Consider the following 21,267-nt stretch of genomic DNA (forward strand, 5'->3'; position numbering starts at 1 on the left):
CGACGATCATCCTGGTGGTGGTGGCGCTGGGCGTGGCGCTGGCCGGGCTGGCGATGCGCCGGCGCAACTGACGGCGCGGCGCGAGACTGGAAGGAGAACGACGATGAGCGAACGGGGCGACCAGGCCTTCCGCAAGACCGACCCCCGCGGCCGCTGGGCCGAGATGGGTTATGCCGGCGCGCTGAGCTTCCTGCGCCGGCCCTACAGCCGCGACGCGGCCGGCGCCGACGTGGTGGTCAGCGGCCTGCCCTGGGACGGCGCGACCAGCAACCGGCCCGGCTGCCGGCTGGGACCGCGGGCGATCCGCGCCGCCTCGGCCGAGACGGCGCAGCTGAACGCCTTTCCCTGGGGGTTCGACCCGTTCGAGACCCTGCGTGTGATCGACTGGGGCGACGCCTGGATCGACCCGCACCATCCGCAGACCGTCGCGCCGGCGATCGAGGCGCATGCCGCCGCGATCCTGGACGCGGGCGCGCGCATGCTGACCCTCGGCGGCGACCACTTCGTGACCTGGCCGCTGCTGAAGGCCCATGCGGCGAAACACGGCCCGCTGGCGCTGATCCAGTTCGACGCGCACGGCGATCTGTGGGAGGACGATCCCGAGCGCATCGACCACGGCACGATGATGGGCCGCGCCATCCGCGACGGGCTGGTCGACGCCGCGACATCCGCGCAGGTCGGCATCCGCACCTTCCACGACAGCGACGAGGGACTGGAGATCCTGACCGCGCCGTTCGTGCACCGCGAGGGCGTGGCCGCGACGGTGCAGGCGCTGCGCGCGCGGGTCGCCGGCGCGCCGGTCTACGTCTCGTTCGACATCGACGTGCTGGACCCGGCCTTCGCCCCGGGCACCGGCACGCCGGTGCCGGGCGGGCTGGCCAGCTGGCAGGCGCTGGAGATCCTGCGCGGGCTGTCGGGTCTGAACCTGGTGGGGCTTGACCTGGTCGAGGTCTCGCCGCCCTATGACCATGCCGAGATCACCGCGATCGCGGCCGCGACCGTGGCGCACGACTGGCTGTGCCTGCTGGCCGAGGCGAAGGGCGCGCCGCGCCGCGCGGTGGGCAGGCTGTGAATTGCGAACGGTGAGATCATGACAACCCAGGATTGGACAACGCGGCTGCCCTCGGCGGTGCAGACATGGCTGGCCGGCCGCCGCGTCGAGGAGGTCGAGTGCGTGGTCGCCGACATGGCCGGGATCAGCCGCGGCAAGGCGATGCCGAACGCGAAGTTCATCCGCGGCGACCGCATGTACCTGCCGATGTCGATCTTCTACCAGACGATCGACGGCGCCTATGTCGACATGGACATCACCAACCAGTGGACCGAAAGCGACATGGTGCTGGTGCCGGATTTCGGCGCCGCGACCTCGTCGCCCTGGGCGCAGGACGTGACCGTGCAGGTGATCCACGACATCCTCGACCACGACGGCAACCGGATGCCGCTGGCGCCGCGCAACGTGCTGAAGCGGGTGGTGGAGCTGTACGCCGCCGAGGGCTGGAAGCCGGTGATCGCGCCCGAGATGGAGTTCTACCTGACCAAGCCGAACACCGACCCGGACCTGCCGATCGAGCCGCCGATCGGGCGCACCGGGCGGGTCGTCGCCTCGCGCCAGGCCTATTCGATGACGGCGGTGGACGAATACGGCCCGGTGATCGACGACATCTACGATTTCGCCGAGGCGCAGGGCTTCGAGATCGACACGATCATCCAGGAAGGCGGCGCCGGGCAGATCGAGATCAATTTCACCCATAGCGACCCGGTGGCGCTGGCCGATCAGGTGTTCCTGTTCAAGCGCACCATCCGCGAGGCGGCGCTGCGGCAGAACTGCTTCGCCACCTTCATGGCCAAGCCGATGCAGCACGAGCCCGGCTCGGCGATGCACATCCACCAGTCGGTGGTCGACATCGAGACCGGGCAGAACGTGTTCACCGGCCCCGATGGCGAAAGCACCGAGCTGTTCGGCGCCTTCATCGCCGGTCAGCAGACCTATCTGCCGCAGGTGATGCCGATGCTGGCGCCCTATGTGAACAGCTACCGGCGCTACGTGCCGCACGGCTCGGCCCCGATCAACCTGGAATGGGGTCCGGACAACCGCACCACCGGGCTGCGCATCCCGGTGTCCGGCCCGGACGCGCGCCGGGTCGAGAACCGGATCGTCGGCATGGACGCCAATCCCTACCTGGCGATCGCCGGCTCGCTGGCGTGCGGCTACCTGGGCATGAAGAACCGCGTCACGCCGCGGCCGCCGGTCGGCGGCGAGGCCTATGATTTCGACTACGCGCTGCCGCGCGGCCTGCTGGAGGCGGTGGACGGCTTCGAGGGCAACGACGAGCTGGAACAGGTGCTGGGGCGCAGCTTCTGCACGGTCTACGCGCGGCTGAAGCGGCACGAGGCGGAAAGCTTCCTGGCGGTGATCAGCCCGTGGGAGCGCGAACACCTGCTGCTGAACGTATGATGGACCTGCTGCGACTCAACGAACCCGACGGCGAGCACCCGCAGAGCTACTACGCCGCCACCGCCGGCCCGGCGCCGGCGTGCGAGCCGCTGCGCGGCGCGCGTACGGCGCAGGTCTGCATCATCGGCGCCGGGTTCACCGGGCTGTCGGCGGCGCTGTACCTGGCCGAGCGCGGGCTGGACGTGGTGGTGCTGGAGGCGAACCGGGTCGGCTGGGGCGCGTCGGGGCGCAACGGCGGGCAGCTGGGCTCGGGCCAGCGCCTGGGGCAGCTGGAGCTGCGCCGGATGCTGGGCGCGCCCAAGGCCGCGGCGCTGTGGCAGCTGGCCGAGGACGCCAAGGCGCATGTGCGCGCGCTGGTGGACGAGCACGGCATCGCCTGCGACCTGAAGCGCGGCCACATCCGGGCCGAGCTGACCGAGGCCGGCGCCCGCGCCGCCGCCGACGAGGCCCGGCACCTGCGTGACGACCTGGGCTACGAGCGGATCAGCGTGCTGGACCGCGACGCCGTCGCCCGGCATACCGGCTCGCGCCTCTATGCCGGGGGCACGCTGGACACCGGTGCCGGGCACCTGCATCCGCTGAGCTTCGTCCGCGGCCTTGCCCGCGCCGCCATCGACGCCGGCGCGGTGATCCACGAGAAGAGCCGCGTGCTTTCGGTCGGCGAGGATCGGCCGCACGTCGTGCGGACCGAACACGGCAGCGTCACCGCCAGGCGCGTGTTCTTCGCGCTGAACGGCTATCACGGCGGGCTGGAGCGGCGCTCGGCGCGGCGGGTGATGCCGATCAACAACTTCATCGTCGCAACCGAGCCGCTGAGCCCGCGGGCCCACGCCGAGATCCTGCCCGGCGACGTCGCGGTGGCCGACAGCAAGTTCGTGGTGAACTACTGGCGCAAGTCGGCGGACAACCGGCTGCTGTTCGGCGGCGGCGAGACCTACCGCTACCGCTATCCCGGCGACATCGGGCGCCTGGTGCGGCGCAACCTGGCGCAGGTCTACCCGCAGCTGAAGGACATCCGCATCGACTATGCCTGGGGCGGCACGCTGGGGATCACCCGCTCGCGGCTGCCCTTCTTCCGCGCCATCGGCGGCACGCGGCTGGTCGCCGGCGGCTTCTCGGGGCACGGCGTGGCGCTGGCGACGCTGGCCGGCCGGCTGATGGCGCAGCACATGGTCGGGCGGCACGACGGCTTTCGCACCTTCGCCAGCCTGGCGCCGCCGCCGTTTCCCGGCGGCGGATGGGCGCGCCAGCCGCTGCTGGTGGCGGCGATGAGCTGGTATGCGCTGCGCGACCGGCTGGGGGTCTGACATGCGCATCGCCGACTGGGACGACGCCTATGCCAACCGCGACCACATCCATGGCGCGGCGCAGTACATCGACCGCTGGCCGGTCGCGGCGCGCGCGTTCCGCGACGGATTGGCGAGTGCCGGGCGGGCGCGGCTGGACCATGCCTACGGGCCGGCGCCGCGCCAGCGGCTTGACCTGTTCGCGCCCGACGGCGCGGCGCGCGGGCTGGTGGTGTTCGTGCATGGCGGCTACTGGATGGCGTTCGACAAGTCGGTCTGGTCCGGGTTCGCCGCCGGCGCGGTGGCGGCCGGCTGGGCGGTGGCGGTGCCCTCGTACACGCTGGCCCCCGCGGCGCGCATCGCCGAGATGACGCGCGAGATCGCCGCCGCGGTGGCCGAGGCCGCGCGCCTGGTGCCCGGCCCGGTGCGCGCCGCCGGGCATTCCGCCGGCGGTCACCTGGTGGCGCGGCTGACCTGCGCCGACAGCACGCTGGCGCCGGCGGTGCGGGACCGGCTGGCGCATGTCGTCCCGATCAGCGGGCTGCACGACCTGCGGCCGCTGCTGCGCACCGCGATGAACGCGACGCTGGGGCTGGACCCGGTTGCCGCCGCCGCCGAAAGCCCGGCGCTGCTGACCCCGCGCGAGGGCGTGCGCGTCACCACCTGGGTCGGCGGCGACGAGCGGCCCGAGTTCCTGCGCCAGTCGGCGCTGCTGGCCAATGTCTGGACCGGGCTGGGCGCCGACATGGCGTCGGTGGTCGATCCGGGCACGCATCATTTCAGCGTCATCGACGGGCTCGGCAGCGCCGACAGCGCGCTGACCCGGTGCCTGCTGGGCTGACGCGGCGGGCGCAGGGGTCGCAAACGGACCCTCGATGGTCCTGAACTGGTAGAACCCGCCCGCCCGGCCGTGGCCCCCTGTGCGAACGGCGGCAACGGAGGCAGCGGAGGCAGCGGATGCGGGACACGGCAAGGGTGGTGGTGATCGGCGGCGGGGTCGTCGGCTGTTCGGTGCTGTATCATCTGGCGCGGGCCGGGTGGACCGACGCGATGCTGATCGAGCGGTCCGAGCTGACCAGCGGCAGCAGCTGGCACGCGGCGGGCGGGTTTCACACGCTCAACGGCGATCCGAACGTCGCGCAGCTGCAGTCCTATACCATCGGCCTGTACCGGGAACTGGAGCAAGCCTCGGGCCTGTCCTGCGGGCTGCACCTGACCGGCGGCTTCATGATGGCCGACAGCCCCGAGCGGATGGACTTCCTGCGCTACACCCACGCCAAGGGCCGCGCGCTGGGGATGCAGACCGAACTGGTCTCGGCCGCCGAGGCGAAGGCGATGTTCCCGATCCTCGACGACAGCCACTTCGTCGGCGGGCTGTGGGACCCGGTCGAGGGCCACCTGGACCCGTCGGGCACCACCCATGCCTATGCCAGGGCGGCGCGGAACCTGGGCGCCGAGATCGTGCTGCGCACCCCGGTGACGGACCTTGCGCAGGACCCGGATGGCACCTGGAACGTGATCACCGAACAGGGCACCGTCCGCGCCGAGCATGTCGTCAACGCCGCCGGCCTGTGGGCGCGCGAGGTGGGGCGCATGGTCGGGCTGGAGCTGCCGCTGCTGGCGATGGAGCACATGTACCTGCTGACCGAGGATATTCCCGAGATCGCCGCCTACAACCAGCAGACCGGGCGCGAGGTCTGCCACATCATCGACTTCAAGGGCGAGATCTATACCCGCCAGGAACGCGGCGGCCTGCTGGTCGGCACCTATGAGCAGGCCTGCCGGCCGTGGTCGCCGCAGACCACGCGCTGGGATTTCGGCCACGAGCTGCTGGAGCCGGATCTCGACCGCATCGCGCCGAACCTCGAGGTCGGTTTCCGCCACTTCCCGGCGCTGGAGCGGGCGGGGATCAAGCAGATCATCAACGGCCCCTTCACCTTCGCCCCCGACGGCAACCCGCTGGTCGGCCCTGTGCAGGGGCTGACCAACTTCTGGTCCGCCTGCGCGGTGATGGCGGGTTTCAGCCAGGGCGGCGGCGTCGGGCTGGTGCTGGCCAACTGGATGACCGAGGGCGATCCCGGCTTCGACGTCTGGGGCATGGACGTGGCCCGTTTCGGCGAGTGGGCGACGCTGAAGTACACCAGCGCCAAGGTGCGCGAGAACTACTCCCGCCGGTTCTCGATCCGCTTCCCGAACGAGGAACTGCCGGCCGCGCGACCGCAGCAGACGACGCCGCTGTACGACATCCAGGTGCGCGACAACCACGCGGTGATGGGCGACAGCTGGGGGCTGGAGGTGCCGCTGTGGTACGCGCCCTCGGCCGAGGCGGCGCAGGACGTGCCCAGCTTTCACCGCTCGAACGACTTCGAGCACGTCGGCGCCGAGGTGCGCGCCGTGCGCGAGGGCGTCGGCGTGACCGAGATCGCCAATTTCGCCAAGTACGAGGTGACCGGGACGGGCGCGCGCGGCTGGCTGGACCACCTGCTGACCAACCGGATCCCCAACCCGGGGCGGATCGCGCTGTCGCCGATGCTGAACCGGCGCGGCAAGATGATCGGCGATTTCACCGTCGCCTGCCGGGACGAGGACAGTTTCCTGGTGTTCGGCTCGTCCGCCGCGCAGATCCATCACATGCGCTGGTTCGAGCGGCATCTGCCGGGCGACGGCTCGGTTTCGGTGCGGCGGCTGGGACAGACGCTGGTCGGCCTGATGATCGCCGGGCTGAAGTCGCGCGACGTGCTGGCGCAACTGGTCGACGCCGACATCGGCCCGCAGGCGTTCCGCTTCATGGATCACCGGCAGATGGACGTCGCCGGCTGCCCCTGCGCGGTGAACCGGATCAGCTATACCGGCGATCTGGGCTACGAGATCTGGATGGAGCCGGCCTATGCGCGGCGAATCTATCTGGCGCTGAAGGAGGTCGGGGCGGCGCATGGCATCCGCGATTTCGGCATGCGCGCGCTGCTGTCGATGCGGCTGGAGAAGAACTTTCCGACCTGGGGCCACGAGCTGCGACCGATCTACGGGCCGTTCGAGGCGGCGATGGACCGGTTCGTGAAGCTGGACAAGGGCGACTTCATCGGCCGCGCGGTGGCGGCGCAGGAACGGGCCGAGGGGCCGCGGCTGCGGCGGGTGTCGCTGCTGGTCGACGCCGCAACCGCCGACGTGATGGGTGACGAGCCGGTCTGGGCCCGGGTGGGCGACACCGACCACGGCACCACGACGCCGCCGCACGGCACCGGTGCGCAGCGGCACGGGCCCGGCGGCCCGGTGCCGCGCGCGGACCCGCAGCGCGACGGCGAGTGGCGGGTGGTCGGCTGGGTGACCTCGGGCGGCTACGCGCACGGCATCGGCGCGTCGATGGCGCAGGGCTACGTGCCCGCGGCGCTGGCCGGGGACGCGGGCGTGGGGCGGTTCGCCGTCGAGATCCTCGGCACGCGGCGGCCCGCGCGGATCGCGCTCGAGCCGCCGTTCGACCCGGCGGGCGACAGGATGCGCGGCTGAGCCCGGATCTGCGGCGGAAAAGTGTCGCTTTTGCGACCCGGCCCCTTGTCTTGCAGGGTTTGGGTGCCATATCCCGATGTAGTTCGGTGCAGTGGCATCCGTACGCCGCGAATGGCTTTTTCCTCGCTACGGCAAGAGATTGACCGAAGGAAGGGGGCGTGCGGCGGTGTTTGCTATGCGTCGCCTGCATGGATGACTTGTCGAGAATGCAATGGTGATGCGTCAAAAAAGGGTCATATTGCACCGCAAACAAGAAAGACGGGAGATCGAGAAAGCGTATGTTCGATTACGTTGATCAGACCGCGTACGCCAATGACCAGGGCAAGCGCGCACAGAAGCTGTTCGCTGCGGTGGTTCTGGCGGCGTTGGACGACGCCATCGCGGACGACAAGAAATATGGCAACGGCCAGGACGTGATCGCGCGTTGGGCGCGGTCCCGCGACGGTCGCGAAGTGCTGACCTGCGCCGGCATCGAGCCGAACGAGCGGACCGTGAAGGGCCTGATGGACTTCGTGTCCAAGGGCGTGCGGACCTCGGTCGCATTGAGCCGCGAGGAAAGCGAGCGCCGCGCGGCCGCCTGAGGCCGCTGCGCCATTCCCCTGGCCGGCCCGCGCGGGCCAGCCGTATCCGGATCGTTCCGGACCAGAAAAACCCCGCCGGCGGAGACCCCGTCGCGCGGGGTTTTTCTGTGCCCGGCCGCCGTCGCGCGCCGCACGACGAAACCCACGGGGGAAGCGTGGTTTCAGGAGCGGGTGCCACGCGATTCGCGCCGGCGGGGAGCAGGACCGACCCTGCGCCCGATTCGGTTTCCGTCCGGTTAATCCGCCGCGCCGGCCCTTGAAGGCCGCGGCGTGGTGCGCGGTCATGCGGGGTTGCCACGCGGGGTTGCCCACGCGGGGGTTGCGGGGTCCGGCGCCGCAAGGCACTCTCGCCCCGGCGCAAGACCGCGACGACCGGGAGGATCCTCATGAGCCACGTTCTGGCCATCGACCAGGGCACCACGTCGAGCCGGGCGATCCTGTTCGACGGATCGCTGAAGATCGTCGCCTCGGCGCAGGAGGAGTTCGCGCAGCATTTCCCGCAGTCCGGCTGGGTCGAGCACGATCCGCAGGACCTGTGGTCCACCACCGCCGGCACCTGCCGCGCGGCGATCGAGCGCGCCGGCCTGGGCCCCGAGGCAGTGGCCGCCGTCGGCATCACCAACCAGCGCGAAACCACCGTGGTCTGGGACCGCGACACCGGCCAGCCGGTCTACAACGCCATCGTCTGGCAGGACCGCCGCACCGCCGCGTTCTGCGCCCGGCTGCGCGAGCAGGGCCACGAGGCGATGATCACCGAGCGCACCGGGCTGCTGCTGGACCCGTATTTCTCGGGCACCAAGCTGGCGTGGATCCTGGATACCGTCGACGGGGTGCGCGACCGGGCCGAGGCCGGCAAGCTGGCCTTCGGCACGGTCGACAGCTACCTGATCTGGCGGCTGACCGGGGGCAAGGCGCATGTCACCGACGCCACAAACGCCTGCCGCACGATGCTGTACAACATCCGCCGGCAGGGCTGGGACCAGGAGGTGTGCAGGCTTCTGAACATCCCGATGTCGATGCTGCCCGAGATCCGCGACAGTGCCGCCGAGTTCGGCATGACCCGGCCCGACCTGTTCGGCCGCGAGGTGCCGATCCTGGGCGTCGCCGGCGACCAGCAGGCCGCGACCGTGGGCCAGGCGGTGTTCCGGCCCGGCATGCTGAAATCGACCTACGGCACCGGCTGCTTCGCGCTGCTCAACACCGGCGACACGCCGGTGCCCAGCCAGAACCGGCTGCTGACCACCGTCGCCTACCAGCTGGACGGCAAGCCGACCTATGCGCTGGAGGGATCGATCTTCATCGCCGGCGCGGTGGTGCAGTGGCTGCGCGACGGGCTGAAGATCATCCGCGAGGCCGCCGAGACGCAGCCGCTGGCCGAGCGCGCCGACCGGGGACAGGAGCTGTACCTGGTGCCGGCGTTCACCGGCCTCGGCGCGCCCTACTGGGACGCCGACTGCCGCGGCGCGATCTACGGGCTGACGCGCAGTTCCGGCCCGGCCGAGCTGGCCCGCGCGGCGCTGGAATCGGTCGCCTTCCAGACCCGCGATCTGTGGGAGGCGATGCAGGCCGACTGGGGCGCCGGCGGCGAGGCGGTGCTGCGCGTCGACGGCGGCATGTCCGCGTCGGACTGGACGATGCAGTTCCTGGCCGACATGCTGGGCGCGCCGGTGGACCGCCCCGAGGTGCTGGAGACGACCGCGCTGGGCGCGGCCTGGCTGGCGGGGATGAAGGCGGGGCTCTATCCGGGACAGGAGGAGTTCGCGCGCGGCTGGGCGCTGGAGCGCCGGTTCGAGCCGGCGATGGACGACGCGGAACGCGCGCGCCGGTACGCGGGTTGGAAGGACGCGGTGGCGCGGACGTTGACGCGGTCCGCGGTGGCGCGGACGTTGACGCGGTGACCGTGCGGATGCGGGGGATCAGGGAATGAAGGCTGCAGTTATCGGCCTGGGCGCGATGGGCATGGGCGCGGCGCAGTCGCTGCTGCGCGCCGGCATCGAGACCACCGGATACGACATCGTCGAGGAGGTTCTGGACCAGTTCGCGGCCGAGGGCGGCGGGCGCGCCGACGCCGCCGCCGCGGCGGTGAAGGGCGCCGACGTGGTGCTGGTGTTCCTGCTGAACGCCCAGCAGGTGCGCAGCGTGCTGTTCGGCAGCCGCGACGGCGCCGTCGCCGCGGCCGATCTGGGCACCGTGTTCGTGCTGAACGCCACCATGGGCCCGGCCGAGGCCGAGGCGCTGGCCGACGATCTGCTGGCCGCCGGCATGCAGGTGATCGACGCGCCGGTGTCGGGCGGGCGCGAGAAGGCCGCCGCCGGGGATCTGACGCTGATCGCCTCGGGCGCCGATGCGGCGTTCGACCGCGCGCTGCCGGTGCTGGAGGCGATCTCGTCGCGGATCATCCGGCTGGGCGAGACGCCCGGCTCTGCCGCGCGCGTGAAGATGATCAACCAGCTGCTGGCCGGGGTGCACACCGCGGCGATGGCCGAGGCGATGGTGCTGGCGGCGCGCGACGGGCTGGACCTGAAGGTGGTGCATGACGTGGTCAGCGAGAGCACCGGCCAGTCGCGGATGTTCGAGAGCCGCGGCCAGCAGGTGGCCGAGGGCGCCTACACCCCGCATTCCTCGGTCGACATCGTCCGCAAGGACCTGGGCCTGGTCGCGGCGATGGCGGGCGATCTGGACCTGCCGCTGCTGCGGCACGCGCTGGCGCTGTTCGAGGACGCCGCCGCCGGCGGTCTGGGCCGGCAGGCCGACGCCTGCATCGCCCGCCTGCTGGCCGAGCGCGCCGGGGTGGAGCTGCCCGAGAAGGGCTGAGCCTGCGCGCGGCGCGGTGCCGCCCGCCGCGAGCCGCTCAGGCGGCGCGGTACCGGATCAGGTCCCAGCGGTTGCCGAAGATGTCCTCGAACACCGCGACGCGGCCGTAGGGCTCGTCGCGGGGCGCCTCGAGAAAGCGCACGCCGGCCTTGCTCATGCGGGCGTGCGCGGCGTCGAAGTCGTCGACCGAGAGGAACAGGAACACCCGGCCGCCGGTCTGGTTGCCGATCGCCGCCTGCTGTTCGGGCGTCGCTGCCCGCGCCAGCAGCAGCCGGGTCTGTCCGCCGGGCGGGACCACCGTCACCCAGCGCCGACCGCCGCCCTGGTCGATGTCCTCGGCCAGGGTGAAGCCCAGCGGCCCGGTGTAGAACGCGATCGCCGCATCGTAGTCCGGCACCACCAGCGCGACGGCGGAAAGGTGCATCGGCGCTAGCCCTTCGCGACCACTTCGGTGGCGCCGCCGTGGGCGCCGGACCAGTCCAGCGGCGCGTGCAGGAATTCCTCGACCGCCTTGATCGTCTGCGCGTCGAACCGGCCGCTGTCGCGGGCCGCGTCCAGCACGTCCCACCAGCTGGCCAGGTAGTGCAACTGCAGGCCGTTCTCGGCCAGCGTCTCGATGCCGCCCCTGAAGATGTCGTAGTAGAACACGACGCAGGTGTGCGCGCAGGTCGCCCCGGTGGCGCGCACCGCCTCGGCGAAGCGCAGCTTCGAGCCGCCGTCGGTGGCCAGATCCTCGACCAGCAGCACGCGCTGGCCCTCGCGGATCACGCCCTCGATCTGTGCGTTGCGGCCGAAGCCCTTGGGCTTCTTGCGCACGTACTGCATCGGCAGGCCCATGCGGTCGGCGATCCAGGCGGCGAAGGGGATGCCCGCCGTTTCACCGCCGGCGACGGCGTCGAACTGCTCGAAGCCGGCGTCGCGGTTCAGGCCGGCGACCGCGAAATCCATCAGCGCCGAGCGGATCCGCGGGAACGAGATCAGCTTGCGGCAGTCGATATAGACCGGGCTCGCCAGTCCCGAGGTGAAGATGTAGGGCTCGTCCGGGCGGAAGTGGACGGCCTCGACCTCCCACAGCATGCGGGCGGTCAGGCGGGCGATCTCGGACTTGTCGGGGAAGGTGTTGGGGAACATGCGCGGCCTCCGGGTCGGTTGGCCGTTGTTTTGCGCCTTCCGGCCGCGGACGCAAGGCCTGTTTCGGCGCGGGGAGGTCGGGGCAAGCGGCGGGTCGGGGACCGCATCCCGAGATTCCGCTGCATCCGAGCGGGCGGGGCGCCGCCTGCGGCACCGTCAGCGAGCGGCGGCCTGCGCGACGCGGTAGCGCAAGGCGATCAGCCGCAGCAGCGCGGCGGCGGCGGCGAACAGCACCGCCGCCGAGGCGACGCCGGCGGCGGTGCCGGCGCGGGCGATCGCCGGCTGCAGCAGCAGCGGCGAGGCGAACTGGCCGAGGAAGATCGCGGTGGTGAAGCCGCCCATCACCCTGCCCATGCGCGCGCGCGGCGTGATCCGCATCAGGAAGCTGGGCAGCCCCGGCATCGTCAGCCCCAGGCCCAGCCCGGTCAGCGCCAGCCCGGCGAAGGTCAGCGGCAGCGCCGGCGCCAGCCCGGCGATCAGCACGCCCGCGCCGGCGGCGGCGGTCGCCAGCGGCACCACCAGCCCGGGGCGCAGCCGCCGGGTCACCGCCCCGAAGTTCAGGCTGGCCAGCGCCGAGACCAGCGTCACCGTGCCCAGCGCCAGCCCGGCGACGCGCGGCTCGGGGTGGCCCTGTTCGGCCAGCAGGAACGGCATCTGCACCGGCACCGCGTAGAAGCCCGCCATCACCAGGAACGCGGCGGCGTAAAGCAGGAAGCGCGGGCCCTGCGGCTCGCGCCCGGCGCTCTGGCCGGGGGTGCCGGGGCGCAGGCGGGCGGGCTCGTGCAGGATCAGCGGCACCGCCGCGAGCAGTACGATCGGGATCGCGTAGACCCAGAACGGCCCGCGCCAGCCGGTCTGCGCCAGCAGCCCGCCCAGGGTGATGAACACGACGCCGCCGAAACCCATCGCCGAGCCCTGCCAGCCAAGGATGCGGCCGCGCCTTTCGCCGTCGAAGTAGTCGCCGATCAGCGCCGTCGCGGTGGTCATGATCGCCGCCACCGCCATGCCCAGCGCCACCCGCGAGGCCAGCAGCGCGCCGAGCTGGTCGACCCACAGCCCCGCGGTGCCGGCGGCGACGTAAAGCGCGATGCCGCCGGTCAGCAGCGGAATCCGGCCGATCCGGTCGGCCAGCGCCCCCACCGGCATCGCCGTCAGCGCGATCGCGAGCGAGGTGATGGTGATCACCAGCCGCACCAGGATCCCGGCGTCGGGGGTATCCTGGAAGGCGAGCACCATCTGCGGCAGCGAGGGCGAGATCGTCGCCCCCGCCATTACCGTCATCATCGAGCAGAACAGAAGCACGGCGACCCCGACACGGCCGGGATCCTGCACGGGCACCGGGCCCGCGTCGGCAATCGATGCAGTCATGAAATCACTCCGAAGCTATTGGTCCTACATGGCCCTTCGCCCGGACGAAGGCAAACCGAAGCGCGGCCGCGGGGCGGAAACACTGCGTCCGCCCAGCGCCGACGCGCCGGCACTCAGCCCCGCCAGTCGTCGAGCAGGGTGGCGATGTCCTCGGTGCCGGTGGCGGCGGCCGCGCCCGGCTCCGGCACGGCACCGGCCTCGAGCAGCAGCCGCGCGCAGGCAAGATGGTCGCGGCCGGCGCGTTGCCGCAGACCCGCGCGAAGACGTAGGGCGTCAGCCCCTGCCAGCGCGCCGCCGGGTCGGCGCCATGATCGAGCAGCGCCCGCACCACCGGCGCCGCACCATCGCCGTGCCGCCTGGTGCAGCGCGGGCAGCGTGGTCGCGGCCTGGCCCGACGGGTGTTCGGCGATGCCCTCGTTCGGGGCGGCGCCGTGCTGCAGCAGCGTCACCGCCTCGAGGTCGTCGAACTCGAGAGCGCGCGGCAGGGCGTTGGTGCCCGCGGCTCTCGCGCCGTGGGCGAGCAGCAGCCGCAGGCCGTCGCGGTGCGGCAGTTCGGTGGCGTGGTACAGCGACTCGTTGCCGTTCGGATCGGCGCCGCGCCGCAGCAGCGGCTCGGCCAGCGCAGGTTGTCTGCACGGCCCAGCGCGCCGTCAAGCGCCGACCGCTTGTGCGCCGAGCCGGGCCCGGCCGGCATGCCGTCGTTCGGGTCGGCGCCGGCGTCGAGCAGCAGGCGGGCGATCGCCAGCATGTCGGCGCGCCGGTCCGGCGCCATGCGGATGTACTGCGAGAACGCCAGGTGCAGGATCGGCGTGCGCTGGCCGACGCCGCGGGTGGCGGCCCGCGGGTCGGCGCCCGGCGCCGCCTGCACCGCGGCCCGGTCTTAGGTGGCGATCGCGGCGGCACGGGCACAGGCGTCGGCGTCGCCGCGCAGGACGGCGCGGCGAAGCTGCCTGGCATTGGCGCGCAGGCGCGCGAGGCGGGATGTCGGCATCGGTTCTTCCCCATCGGGGCCCGAGTGTCCGCCAGGCGCGGGCCGGTGAAAAACCGGTGGATGTGGGTTCGAGAGACGGGCGCGCGTCGGCGCTGTCCGCGGACCGGGATGCCCCCCGCCGGGCGCGATCAGTCCAGCCGCGGCGGAACCGGCGGATCAAGCCTCAGAAGGTGTTGTCCAGCGCCTGCCCGGCGCTGGTGACGTCGCGGCCGACGCCCTTCACGGTTTCGCAGGCGGCCAGCGAGGTCAGGATCAGGACGAGGGCGACGGCGCGCATCATGGGGTGTCTCCGCAGACATGGATCAGGCCGCAATCTACCGCCCCTGCGGGGGGCTGTCCATCCGCGCCGACCGCGTGTCGGCGCCACGCCGATCGGTGGCCCGCCGGTGCCGGGGCGGCGGGCGCGCACGGCCGTCAGGCCTCCTCCAGCCGGTCGGTGGCAGGCGGCGGGGCGGGGACCAGCGCGGCGATCTCGTTGTAGAGTGCGTCGGTCATGTCGAAGTCCAGCGCCGCCAGCGACGGCTCCAGCTGATTCGAGCGCGAGGCCGAGATGATCGGCGCGCTGACGCCGGGGTGCATCGCCGCCCAGGCCACCGCCAGCGTCGCCGGATCGACGCCCAGCCCGGCGGCGATCGCCGACAGGCCCGAAGCCGCGGCGTGCATCCAGGCCGGTGCATAGCGGTCGCGGTACATCGCGTCCTCGGTCAGCCGCCCGGCCGCGCCGGCGGCGTACTTGCCGGTCAGCAGCCCGCCGCCCAGCGGCGAGTAGACGTGCACGGCGATGCCTTCGGCGATCGCCATCGGCAGCAGCTCGACCTCGGCCTGGCGCTTGACCAGGTTGTACATCGGCTGCAGCGCCCCGATCCGCGGCGCGCCCAGCGCCTCGGCGCGGGCCTGCGCCTTCATCACCTGCCAGGCGGAGAAGTTCGACACGCCCAGCACCTTGTAGACCCCCTGCCGGTGCAGCGCCGCCATCGAGGTCAGCACCTCGTCCAGCAGCTCGTCGCCGGGCCAGCGGTGCAGGTACAGCACGTCGACATGGTCGGTGCGCAGGCGGCGCAGGCTTTCGGCTGCCTGGGCCTCGATCTCGGATCCGCGCTGGCCGGTGGCGGTCAGGCATTTCGAGATCAGCACCACCTTTTCGCGCTCGGGCTCGGCCAGTTCGCCCAGGATCGTCTCGGCCTGGCCGCCGGTGTAGGCGTAGGCGGCGTCGAACATGTTGATGCCCGCGTCGCGGCAGCGCCGGTACAGCGCCGCCGAGGCGGTGGCGTCGGCCTTGCCGCCGAACTGCATCACGCCGAAAGCGAACCGCGACACGGGTTTGCCCAGCTTGGGCGCGAGATCCTGGGACATCGGGAATCCTTTGTGGGGTGGTCTGCGCGGAGAGTGGCGCAAGCCGGCGGGTGTTGCAATCGGCACCGTACCGCCGATTATTGTGCAGTGCAGTATGAATTGCCTTGCAGTGCAACGCGACAATCACCATTATACCGGAAAGACAACACCCGAAACCGGAGTCGACATGTTTTTCGCTGCCAAGATCGATCCGACCCGCCTGTTCCCACGGCCGGGCGAAGGACCGATCGAGTACTGGACCTCGCTCAGCCCGATGGCGCCGCTGTTCGGCGTGCCGTGGCGGTTCGCCGACATCGCGACCGAGGGCCCCGCGCCGCGCCGCGCCAGCAAGCCCCAGCGCAGCGCGATCCGCAAGGACGTGGCCGACGCCGAACTGGTGACCGAAAAGGCGCCCGGCAGGTCCGCCCCGGCGGCCACCCCGGCAAACGGCGCCGCGCCGCATCCGGCGCCCGCGAAGCCCGCGCCCGCGAAACCCTCGCCGGTCGAGGCCGTGGCGGACAAGCCGGTGGCGCCCAGGGCCGACGCCCCGAAAGCCGACGCCGCGAAAGCCGACGCCTCGAAGGCTGAAACCGCCAAGCCCGAGGCCGCGAAGGTGGAAGCCGCCAGGCCCGAAGCGGTGAAGGCTGCGCCGAAGGCCGCGGACGACCTGACCCAGCTGAAGGGCGTCGGGCCGAAGATGGCCGCGAACCTGAATGCGCAGGGCGTCAGCAGCTTCGCCGACATCGCCGCCTGGGACGACGCCAGGATCGATCAGATGGACGAGGCGCTGGGCGGGCTGCCCGGCCGCATCCGCCGCGACGACTGGGTCGGCCAGGCGAAGGCGCTGATCAAGGGCTGAGTTCCGTTCGAGCAGAAAAGACGAAAAAAAGGCCGCGGTCCCGAAGGGAGCGCGGCCTTTTCCGTCCGGGTGGCCGGATCAGGCGATCTCGACCAGCTTGACCTCGAATTTCAGCGTCTTGCCGGCCAGCGGGTGGTTGGCGTCCAGCTCGACATGCTCGTCGGTGACGCCGGTGACGACCACCGGGATCTGCTGGCCCTGCGGCGTCTGCATCTGCAGCTGCGTGCCCGGGTCGGTGGGGATGTTGTCCGGAATCGTCTCGCGCGGGACGGACTGGACCAGCTTGTCGTCGCGCTCGCCGTAGGCATCGGCCGGCGGGACGGTGACCGAGCGCTCCTCGCCCACTTCCATGCCGGTGACGCCCTTGTCGAGCCCGGGAATGATCTGGCCGCTGCCAAGGGTGAACTCCAGCGGGTCGCGCCCGTCGGAGGAATCGAACACCGTGCCGTCCTCGAAGGTGCCGGTGTAGTGAAGGCGCAGCGTGTCTCCAGCCTCTGCGGCTTTGCTCATGATGTTGCTCCTGTGGTGGGTATGCGGTTGCCGGGGCCGCGCGCGGTCCTTTTGTCTGGCGCGCGGTCCAACGGTACTCGGGGCGAATCGTAACAAGCCCGACCGGCGGATGCAAACAGCCGGCGGAAAGGCGCAGGAACCGGGTCGCGCGGGGGCGCGGAAACCGCTAGAGCCGGGCCGTTCCGCCCGGAGATCCGCGCCATGTCCCTGACCCGTCCTGCCCTGTCCCCGATGCCCGCCGCCATGGGCGGCGCCGAATGGGCGATGCTGCTGGCGCTGTCGCTGCTGTGGGGCGGATCGTTCTTCTTCGTCGGCGTCGCGGTGACGGCGCTGCCGGTGGCCAGCATCGTCGCGCTGCGCGTCGGGCTGGCGGCGGCGGTGCTGTGGCTGGTGCTGGCCGCGACCGGCCGCAGGCTGCCGCGCGAGCGGCGGGTGATCGCCGCGCTGGCGGTGATGGGCGTGCTGAACAACGTCATCCCGTTCGGGCTGATCGTCTGGGGCCAGACCAGCATCGGCGCCGGGCTGGCGTCGATCCTGAACGCCACGACGCCGCTGTTCGGGGTGGTGGTGGCCGGGCTGTTCCTGGCCGACGAGCGGATGAGCGCGCGCCGGCTTGCGGGCGTCGCGCTGGGGTTCGCCGGCGTGGTGGTGATGATCGGCCCCGAGGCGCTGTCGGGGCTGGGCCGCGCCGGCTGGGCGCAGCTGGCGATCCTGGGCGCGGCGCTGTCCTATGCCTGCGCCGGCACCTTCGGGCGGCGCTTTGCCGGCTGGGGCGTCGATCCGGTGGTGGTTGCGACCGGCCAGGTCACCGTCTCGGCGCTGATGCTGGCGCCGGCGGCGCTGCTGCTGGACCGGCCGTGGACGCTGCCCGCGCCGGGGGCGGGGGTGCTGGCGGCGGTGCTGGCGCTGGCGGTGCTATCCACGGCGCTGGCCTATGTGCTCTATTTCCGGGTGCTGGCACGGGCGGGGGCGACCAACATCCTGCTGGTGACGTTTCTGGTGCCGGTGTCGGCGATCCTGCTGGGCGTGGCGTTCCTGGGCGAGGCGCTGGCTCCCGCCCACGTCGCCGGCATGGTGCTGATCGGCGCCGGGCTGGCGGCGATCGACGGCCGGCTGCTGCGCCGCCGCTGATCCCGCCGCTGATCCCGCCGCTCAGCCTTTGCCGCCGCCATTCGCCGCTGCCACTCGCTGCCGGCGCGTCGGCGATCCGGCGCGGCACGGAGGTGTCCCCGTCGGGGCGCGCCGGCCAGCCCTCGCGGTGCCGGCCGCGGTCGCCATCGGCTTCCCGAGTCTGGTCGTGGAACAGCAGCATCCGGGTCGGGTTGGGCATGTCGAAGCCGTGAGCGTCCAGCGCCCGGTGGGCCGCCCCGACCGCCCGCGCGCGGGTGCGAACGGGGTGGCGCGGTCCGGCGTCGCCCGCCGGCGCGACCGGACGTCCTTGCCGGGCGGCGGCGGCAGCCGCCCGCGTCAGGCGGCCCGTCGCGAAACGCCCCGCCGGAGCGGGTCCGGCGGGGCGTCCTGGTCTGATCTTGCCATGCCTGGCAGCGGCTCAGTTCGGCAGCTGGCCCTCGATCCCCTCGACGTAGAAGTTCATGCCCAGCAGGGTGCCGTCGTCGGCGGTCTCGCCCTCGGCAAGCCAGGGGCTGCCGTCCTGCTTGTTGATCGGGCCGGTGAACGGATGGACCTCGCCGGCGGCGATGGCGTCGGCCAGCGCCTGGGCGCTTTCGCGGACCTCTTCCGGGATCGCCTCGGTCATCTCGCCGATCTCGGTCATGCCCTTGTCGATGCCGTGCCAGGTGTCGACGCTTTCCCAGGTGCCGTCGATCACCGCCTGGGTGCGCTCGATGTAGTACGGGGCCCAGTTGTCGATGATCGAACTGACGCGCGGCTTCGGCTTGAACTCGGCCATGTCCGAGGCCTGGCCGAACATGATCACGTCCTTGCCCTCGAGCGCCGCCATCGGCGAGGTCGAGTCGGTGTGCTGCATGATCACGTCCGCGCCCTGGTCGTACAGCTGGTTGGCGGCATCGGCCTCCTTGGCCGGGTCGAACCAGCTGTTGACCCAGATGATCTTCATCTGCACGTCCGGGTTCACGTCCCTGGCGGCGAGGTAGGCGGCGTTGATGCCGCGCACGACCTCCGGGATCGGGAACGAGGCGATGTAGCCGATGATGTTGCTTTCGGTCATTTTCCCGGCGATGTGGCCGATCACCGCGCGCCCCTCGTAGAAGCGGCCCGAATAGGTCGAGACGTTGTCGGCGCGCTGGTAGCCGGTGGCGTGCTCGAACTTCACGTCCGGGAACTGCTTGGCGACCTTGATCGTCGGGTTCATGAAGCCGAACGAGGTGGTGAAGATCAGATCGTGGCCGGACTGGGCCAGCTGGCGGATCACGCGCTCGGCGTCGGGGCCTTCGGGCACGTCCTCGACATAGGTGGTCTCGACCTTGTCGCCGAAGTATTCCTCGACCGCCTGGCGACCGAGGTCGTGCTGGTAGTTCCAGCCGAAGTCGCCGATCGGGCCGACGTAGACGAAGCCGACCTTGACCGGATCGTCCTGGGCGGCGGCGCCGGCGGCCAGCCCCACCGACAGCGCGGCGGCGGTGAGCAGCAGGTTACGTCTTTTCATGCTGAGTCTCCTTGTTGGTTTCTTCTGTGGTTTTCTGGACGAGCGCGGCCGAGATCAGCCCGGTCGGCACCGCGATCACCGCCAGCCCGACGAGCAGCACCAGCCCGGTGAAGACCTTGCCGCCCGCCGTCACCGGGTAGATGTCGCCGTAACCCACGGTCGACAGCGTCGCCACCGCCCACCACATCGCGTGGGGCACGGACTTGAACAGCTCCGGCTGGGCCGGATGCTCGAACTGGTAGATCCCCACCGCCGCCAGGAACAGCATGATCAGCGTGAAGATCACGAACACCAGCAGCTGGTCGCGCACGTCGCGCAGCGCGCCGAGCAGGATGTCGAACGCACGCGCCAGCCGCATCAGCTTGAGGATGCGCGCAAGCTGGATCAGCCGCAACACCCGGGCCGAACTGAGGTCGGTGCCGCCCAGCAGCAGCGCCGGCGCCCAGGCGATCAGGTCGATGATCCCCCAGAAGCCGAAGGCATAGCCCAGCGGCCGCGGCGCGCTGGCCAGCCGCAACAGGTAGTCGGCGGCGAAGGCCATGATCACCAGCGCCTCGGCCAGCCGCAGCGCGTCGCGCAGCCGCGCCGGCAGGTCGGGCATCGTCGCGATCGCGTAGGCCAGCACAGCCAGCACGATCATCGCGTTGTTGAAAATGACATAGGGCCGGCCGAGGCGCGGGTCGTCGCCCTCGAGCACGTCGTGGATTCGGGCGCGGATCTGCATGCATTCAGCCCGTCCTGTGGAACACGCGGCCCAGCGAGGCCGGCGCGGCGAGGCTGGCGCGCAGCCGGTTGCCCGACATCACCACCAGCACCAGGATGGTGCAGATGTAGGGCGTCATCGACAGGTACTGCGACTGGATCGACGGCGCCCAGACCACGGCCAGTGCCGCGGTCGCCGCCGTGGCGGCCCACCATCCCAGCACCGGCGCGACCGGCCGGCCCTGCTGCCAGCGGCGCACGCTGGCGTTGACCGCCAGCAGCAGCAGCGCCAGCGCCAGCAGCCACAGCGGTGTGATCCGCGCGGCCTGGAAATTCAGCTGCAGGATCGTCACGCCGCCGAACAGGTAGGCGCCCAGCGCCACCCGGCCCGGCTTCCAGGTCGCGAACACGACGATGGCCAGCGCGATCCAGCCCGCCCCGGCGGTCATGCCCTCGGTCCACTGCGGCACGCGTACCAGCGACAGCGCCGCGCCGCCAAGGCCCGCGCAGGCGCCGCCGAAGGCGATCGCCGCCAGCCGGATGCCGATGACGTTGTAGCCCAGCGCGTGCGCGGCGTCGTGGCTTTCGCCGACCGCGCGCAGGATCAGCCCGGCGCGGGTGCGGCTCAGGAACAGCCAGACCGCCGCCAGCAGCGCGAAGGCGAGGTAGAGCATCAGATCGTGCCCGAACAGCACCCGGCCGATCACCGGAATGTCCGACAGGAAGAAGTCGAGCCGCGGAAACGCCGGCGGCTTGATCCCCGCGTAGGGCTGGCCGATCAGCGCCGCCAGGCCGAGGCCGAACAGCGTCAGCGCCAGCCCCGTCGCCACCTGGTTCGACAGCAGCATCTGGGTCAGCACGCCGAACACCAGCGCCAGCGCCGCGCCCGCCAGCGCGGCGGCGACGACTCCCAGCATCGGCGAGCCGGTCTCGACCGCGACGGCGAAGCCGGCGATGGCGCCGATGATCATCATCCCTTCGACGCCCAGGTTCAGCACGCCGGATTTCTCGACCACCAGCTCGCCCAGCGCGGCCAGCATCAGCGGCGTCGCGGCGATCATGATCGACACCGTCAGCAGCACCGGGTTCAGCCCGTTGGCGATGGCGA

The 21,267-nt window shown here is 71.7% G+C and carries 21 protein-coding genes; 10 read left to right on the plus strand and 11 right to left on the minus strand.

Annotated elements, in window-relative coordinates; genetic code table 11:
- Positions 1–103: 103 nt before the first annotated feature.
- From speB to GE300_RS16275, 8 genes are all read left to right on the plus strand, one after another.
- Positions 104–1,072 carry an agmatinase gene (gene speB, locus GE300_RS16240; protein ID WP_154447966.1) on the plus strand — a complete coding sequence of 323 codons (969 nt, stop codon included), beginning with the start codon at positions 104–106 and terminating at the stop codon, positions 1,070–1,072.
- A gap of 18 nt (positions 1,073–1,090) precedes the next feature.
- Positions 1,091–2,455, plus strand: a complete 1,365-nt coding sequence (locus GE300_RS16245; protein ID WP_154447968.1) for a glutamine synthetase family protein — start codon at positions 1,091–1,093, stop codon at positions 2,453–2,455.
- The gene (locus GE300_RS16250; RefSeq protein WP_154447970.1) at positions 2,455–3,762 is read left to right on the plus strand and encodes an NAD(P)/FAD-dependent oxidoreductase; all 1,308 of its coding nucleotides are present in this window, start codon (positions 2,455–2,457) and stop codon (positions 3,760–3,762) included. The genes GE300_RS16245 and GE300_RS16250 overlap by 1 nt, the downstream gene beginning before the upstream one ends.
- A gap of 1 nt (position 3,763) precedes the next feature.
- A complete protein-coding gene (locus GE300_RS16255) occupies positions 3,764–4,582 on the plus strand; it encodes an alpha/beta hydrolase (RefSeq protein WP_233417105.1) in 819 nt (272 codons plus the stop codon).
- A gap of 116 nt (positions 4,583–4,698) precedes the next feature.
- On the plus strand, positions 4,699–7,245 hold the full coding sequence (locus tag GE300_RS16260) for a GcvT family protein (RefSeq protein WP_154447974.1): 2,547 nt from the start codon (positions 4,699–4,701) through the stop codon (positions 7,243–7,245).
- A 278-nt stretch (positions 7,246–7,523) separates the two neighbouring features.
- The gene (locus GE300_RS16265; RefSeq protein ID WP_154447976.1) at positions 7,524–7,826 is read left to right on the plus strand and encodes a DUF6280 family protein; all 303 of its coding nucleotides are present in this window, start codon (positions 7,524–7,526) and stop codon (positions 7,824–7,826) included.
- A 386-nt stretch (positions 7,827–8,212) separates the two neighbouring features.
- A complete protein-coding gene (glpK, locus tag GE300_RS16270; RefSeq protein ID WP_154447978.1) occupies positions 8,213–9,724 on the plus strand; it encodes a glycerol kinase GlpK in 1,512 nt (503 codons plus the stop codon).
- Between the two features lie 25 nt (positions 9,725–9,749).
- Positions 9,750–10,640 (plus strand): NAD(P)-dependent oxidoreductase, encoded by an 891-nt coding sequence (locus tag GE300_RS16275; RefSeq protein WP_154447980.1) that lies wholly within the window; start codon positions 9,750–9,752, stop codon positions 10,638–10,640.
- A gap of 37 nt (positions 10,641–10,677) precedes the next feature.
- On the opposite strand, the gene GE300_RS16280 is transcribed toward GE300_RS16275, so the two are convergent.
- From GE300_RS16280 to GE300_RS16310, 7 genes are all read right to left on the minus strand, one after another.
- Positions 10,678–11,064: a VOC family protein gene (locus tag GE300_RS16280; protein WP_154447982.1), complete on the minus strand. Its 387-nt coding sequence runs from the start codon at positions 11,062–11,064 to the stop codon at positions 10,678–10,680.
- A gap of 5 nt (positions 11,065–11,069) precedes the next feature.
- Positions 11,070–11,771 carry an orotate phosphoribosyltransferase gene (locus GE300_RS16285; protein ID WP_154447984.1) on the minus strand — a complete coding sequence of 234 codons (702 nt, stop codon included), beginning with the start codon at positions 11,769–11,771 and terminating at the stop codon, positions 11,070–11,072.
- A gap of 156 nt (positions 11,772–11,927) precedes the next feature.
- Positions 11,928–13,139, minus strand: a complete 1,212-nt coding sequence (locus GE300_RS16290) for an MFS transporter (RefSeq protein WP_154447986.1) — start codon at positions 13,137–13,139, stop codon at positions 11,928–11,930.
- A 113-nt stretch (positions 13,140–13,252) separates the two neighbouring features.
- Complete coding sequence (locus tag GE300_RS16295; RefSeq protein ID WP_154447988.1) at positions 13,253–13,588, minus strand: hypothetical protein; 336 nt, start codon at positions 13,586–13,588, stop codon at positions 13,253–13,255.
- Positions 13,585–14,007, minus strand: a complete 423-nt coding sequence (locus tag GE300_RS16300) for a hypothetical protein (protein ID WP_154447990.1) — start codon at positions 14,005–14,007, stop codon at positions 13,585–13,587. The genes GE300_RS16295 and GE300_RS16300 overlap by 4 nt, the downstream gene beginning before the upstream one ends.
- A 286-nt stretch (positions 14,008–14,293) precedes the next feature.
- Positions 14,294–14,410, minus strand: coding sequence for an entericidin A/B family lipoprotein (locus GE300_RS16305; RefSeq protein ID WP_154447992.1), 117 nt, complete (start codon positions 14,408–14,410; stop codon positions 14,294–14,296).
- A gap of 134 nt (positions 14,411–14,544) precedes the next feature.
- Positions 14,545–15,483, minus strand: a complete 939-nt coding sequence (locus tag GE300_RS16310; RefSeq protein ID WP_154447994.1) for an aldo/keto reductase — start codon at positions 15,481–15,483, stop codon at positions 14,545–14,547.
- 166 nt (positions 15,484–15,649) lie between these two features.
- Here GE300_RS16310 and GE300_RS16315 point away from each other — a divergent pair, with 166 nt between their 5' ends.
- Positions 15,650–16,321 carry a helix-hairpin-helix domain-containing protein gene (locus GE300_RS16315; protein ID WP_233417106.1) on the plus strand — a complete coding sequence of 224 codons (672 nt, stop codon included), beginning with the start codon at positions 15,650–15,652 and terminating at the stop codon, positions 16,319–16,321.
- A 78-nt stretch (positions 16,322–16,399) separates the two neighbouring features.
- Here the strand turns inward: GE300_RS16315 and GE300_RS16320 are convergent, their stop codons facing one another.
- Positions 16,400–16,831 (minus strand): FKBP-type peptidyl-prolyl cis-trans isomerase, encoded by a 432-nt coding sequence (locus GE300_RS16320; protein WP_154447998.1) that lies wholly within the window; start codon positions 16,829–16,831, stop codon positions 16,400–16,402.
- Positions 16,832–17,032: 201 nt separating this feature from the next.
- Between GE300_RS16320 and GE300_RS16325 the strand changes: the two genes are divergently transcribed.
- Positions 17,033–17,962 carry a DMT family transporter gene (locus tag GE300_RS16325; RefSeq protein ID WP_233417107.1) on the plus strand — a complete coding sequence of 310 codons (930 nt, stop codon included), beginning with the start codon at positions 17,033–17,035 and terminating at the stop codon, positions 17,960–17,962.
- A gap of 418 nt (positions 17,963–18,380) precedes the next feature.
- Here the strand turns inward: GE300_RS16325 and GE300_RS16330 are convergent, their stop codons facing one another.
- From GE300_RS16330 to GE300_RS16340, 3 genes are read right to left on the minus strand one after another with little or no spacing between them, the layout of a single operon-like run.
- Entirely contained in the window at positions 18,381–19,457 is a 1,077-nt protein-coding gene (locus GE300_RS16330; protein ID WP_154448000.1) for a BMP family ABC transporter substrate-binding protein, read from the minus strand.
- Positions 19,444–20,181: an ion transporter gene (locus tag GE300_RS16335; RefSeq protein WP_154448002.1), complete on the minus strand. Its 738-nt coding sequence runs from the start codon at positions 20,179–20,181 to the stop codon at positions 19,444–19,446. Before GE300_RS16335 ends, GE300_RS16330 begins: the two co-directional genes overlap by 14 nt.
- A gap of 4 nt (positions 20,182–20,185) precedes the next feature.
- The gene (locus tag GE300_RS16340; protein ID WP_233417116.1) at positions 20,186–21,220 is read right to left on the minus strand and encodes an ABC transporter permease; all 1,035 of its coding nucleotides are present in this window, start codon (positions 21,218–21,220) and stop codon (positions 20,186–20,188) included.
- Positions 21,221–21,267: the final 47 nt, after the last annotated feature.

It is taken from the genome of Halovulum marinum, assembly GCF_009697225.1.
Classification (GTDB): Bacteria; Pseudomonadota; Alphaproteobacteria; order Rhodobacterales; family Rhodobacteraceae; genus Halovulum; species Halovulum marinum.

What these genes read in the sequence shown, in the direction of transcription:
- GE300_RS16275 (WP_154447980.1), top strand. Translation starts at nt 9,750, where the DNA reads ATGAAGGCTGCAGTTATCGGCCTGGGCGCGATGGGCATGGGCGCGGCG.
- GE300_RS16335 (WP_154448002.1), bottom strand. Translation starts at nt 20,181, where the DNA reads ATGCAGATCCGCGCCCGAATCCACGACGTGCTCGAGGGCGACGACCCG.
- GE300_RS16265 (WP_154447976.1), top strand. Translation starts at nt 7,524, where the DNA reads ATGTTCGATTACGTTGATCAGACCGCGTACGCCAATGACCAGGGCAAG.
- GE300_RS16280 (WP_154447982.1), bottom strand. Translation starts at nt 11,064, where the DNA reads ATGCACCTTTCCGCCGTCGCGCTGGTGGTGCCGGACTACGATGCGGCG.
- speB (WP_154447966.1), top strand. Translation starts at nt 104, where the DNA reads ATGAGCGAACGGGGCGACCAGGCCTTCCGCAAGACCGACCCCCGCGGC.
- GE300_RS16255 (WP_233417105.1), top strand. Translation starts at nt 3,764, where the DNA reads ATGCGCATCGCCGACTGGGACGACGCCTATGCCAACCGCGACCACATC.
- GE300_RS16330 (WP_154448000.1), bottom strand. Translation starts at nt 19,457, where the DNA reads ATGAAAAGACGTAACCTGCTGCTCACCGCCGCCGCGCTGTCGGTGGGG.
- GE300_RS16305 (WP_154447992.1), bottom strand. Translation starts at nt 14,410, where the DNA reads ATGATGCGCGCCGTCGCCCTCGTCCTGATCCTGACCTCGCTGGCCGCC.
- GE300_RS16320 (WP_154447998.1), bottom strand. Translation starts at nt 16,831, where the DNA reads ATGAGCAAAGCCGCAGAGGCTGGAGACACGCTGCGCCTTCACTACACC.
- glpK (WP_154447978.1), top strand. Translation starts at nt 8,213, where the DNA reads ATGAGCCACGTTCTGGCCATCGACCAGGGCACCACGTCGAGCCGGGCG.
- GE300_RS16250 (WP_154447970.1), top strand. Translation starts at nt 2,455, where the DNA reads ATGGACCTGCTGCGACTCAACGAACCCGACGGCGAGCACCCGCAGAGC.
- GE300_RS16310 (WP_154447994.1), bottom strand. Translation starts at nt 15,483, where the DNA reads ATGTCCCAGGATCTCGCGCCCAAGCTGGGCAAACCCGTGTCGCGGTTC.
- GE300_RS16290 (WP_154447986.1), bottom strand. Translation starts at nt 13,139, where the DNA reads ATGACTGCATCGATTGCCGACGCGGGCCCGGTGCCCGTGCAGGATCCC.
- GE300_RS16340 (WP_233417116.1), bottom strand. Translation starts at nt 21,220, where the DNA reads ATGATCGCCGCGACGCCGCTGATGCTGGCCGCGCTGGGCGAGCTGGTG.
- GE300_RS16245 (WP_154447968.1), top strand. Translation starts at nt 1,091, where the DNA reads ATGACAACCCAGGATTGGACAACGCGGCTGCCCTCGGCGGTGCAGACA.
- GE300_RS16325 (WP_233417107.1), top strand. Translation starts at nt 17,033, where the DNA reads ATGTCCCTGACCCGTCCTGCCCTGTCCCCGATGCCCGCCGCCATGGGC.
- GE300_RS16315 (WP_233417106.1), top strand. Translation starts at nt 15,650, where the DNA reads ATGTTTTTCGCTGCCAAGATCGATCCGACCCGCCTGTTCCCACGGCCG.
- GE300_RS16285 (WP_154447984.1), bottom strand. Translation starts at nt 11,771, where the DNA reads ATGTTCCCCAACACCTTCCCCGACAAGTCCGAGATCGCCCGCCTGACC.
- GE300_RS16260 (WP_154447974.1), top strand. Translation starts at nt 4,699, where the DNA reads ATGCGGGACACGGCAAGGGTGGTGGTGATCGGCGGCGGGGTCGTCGGC.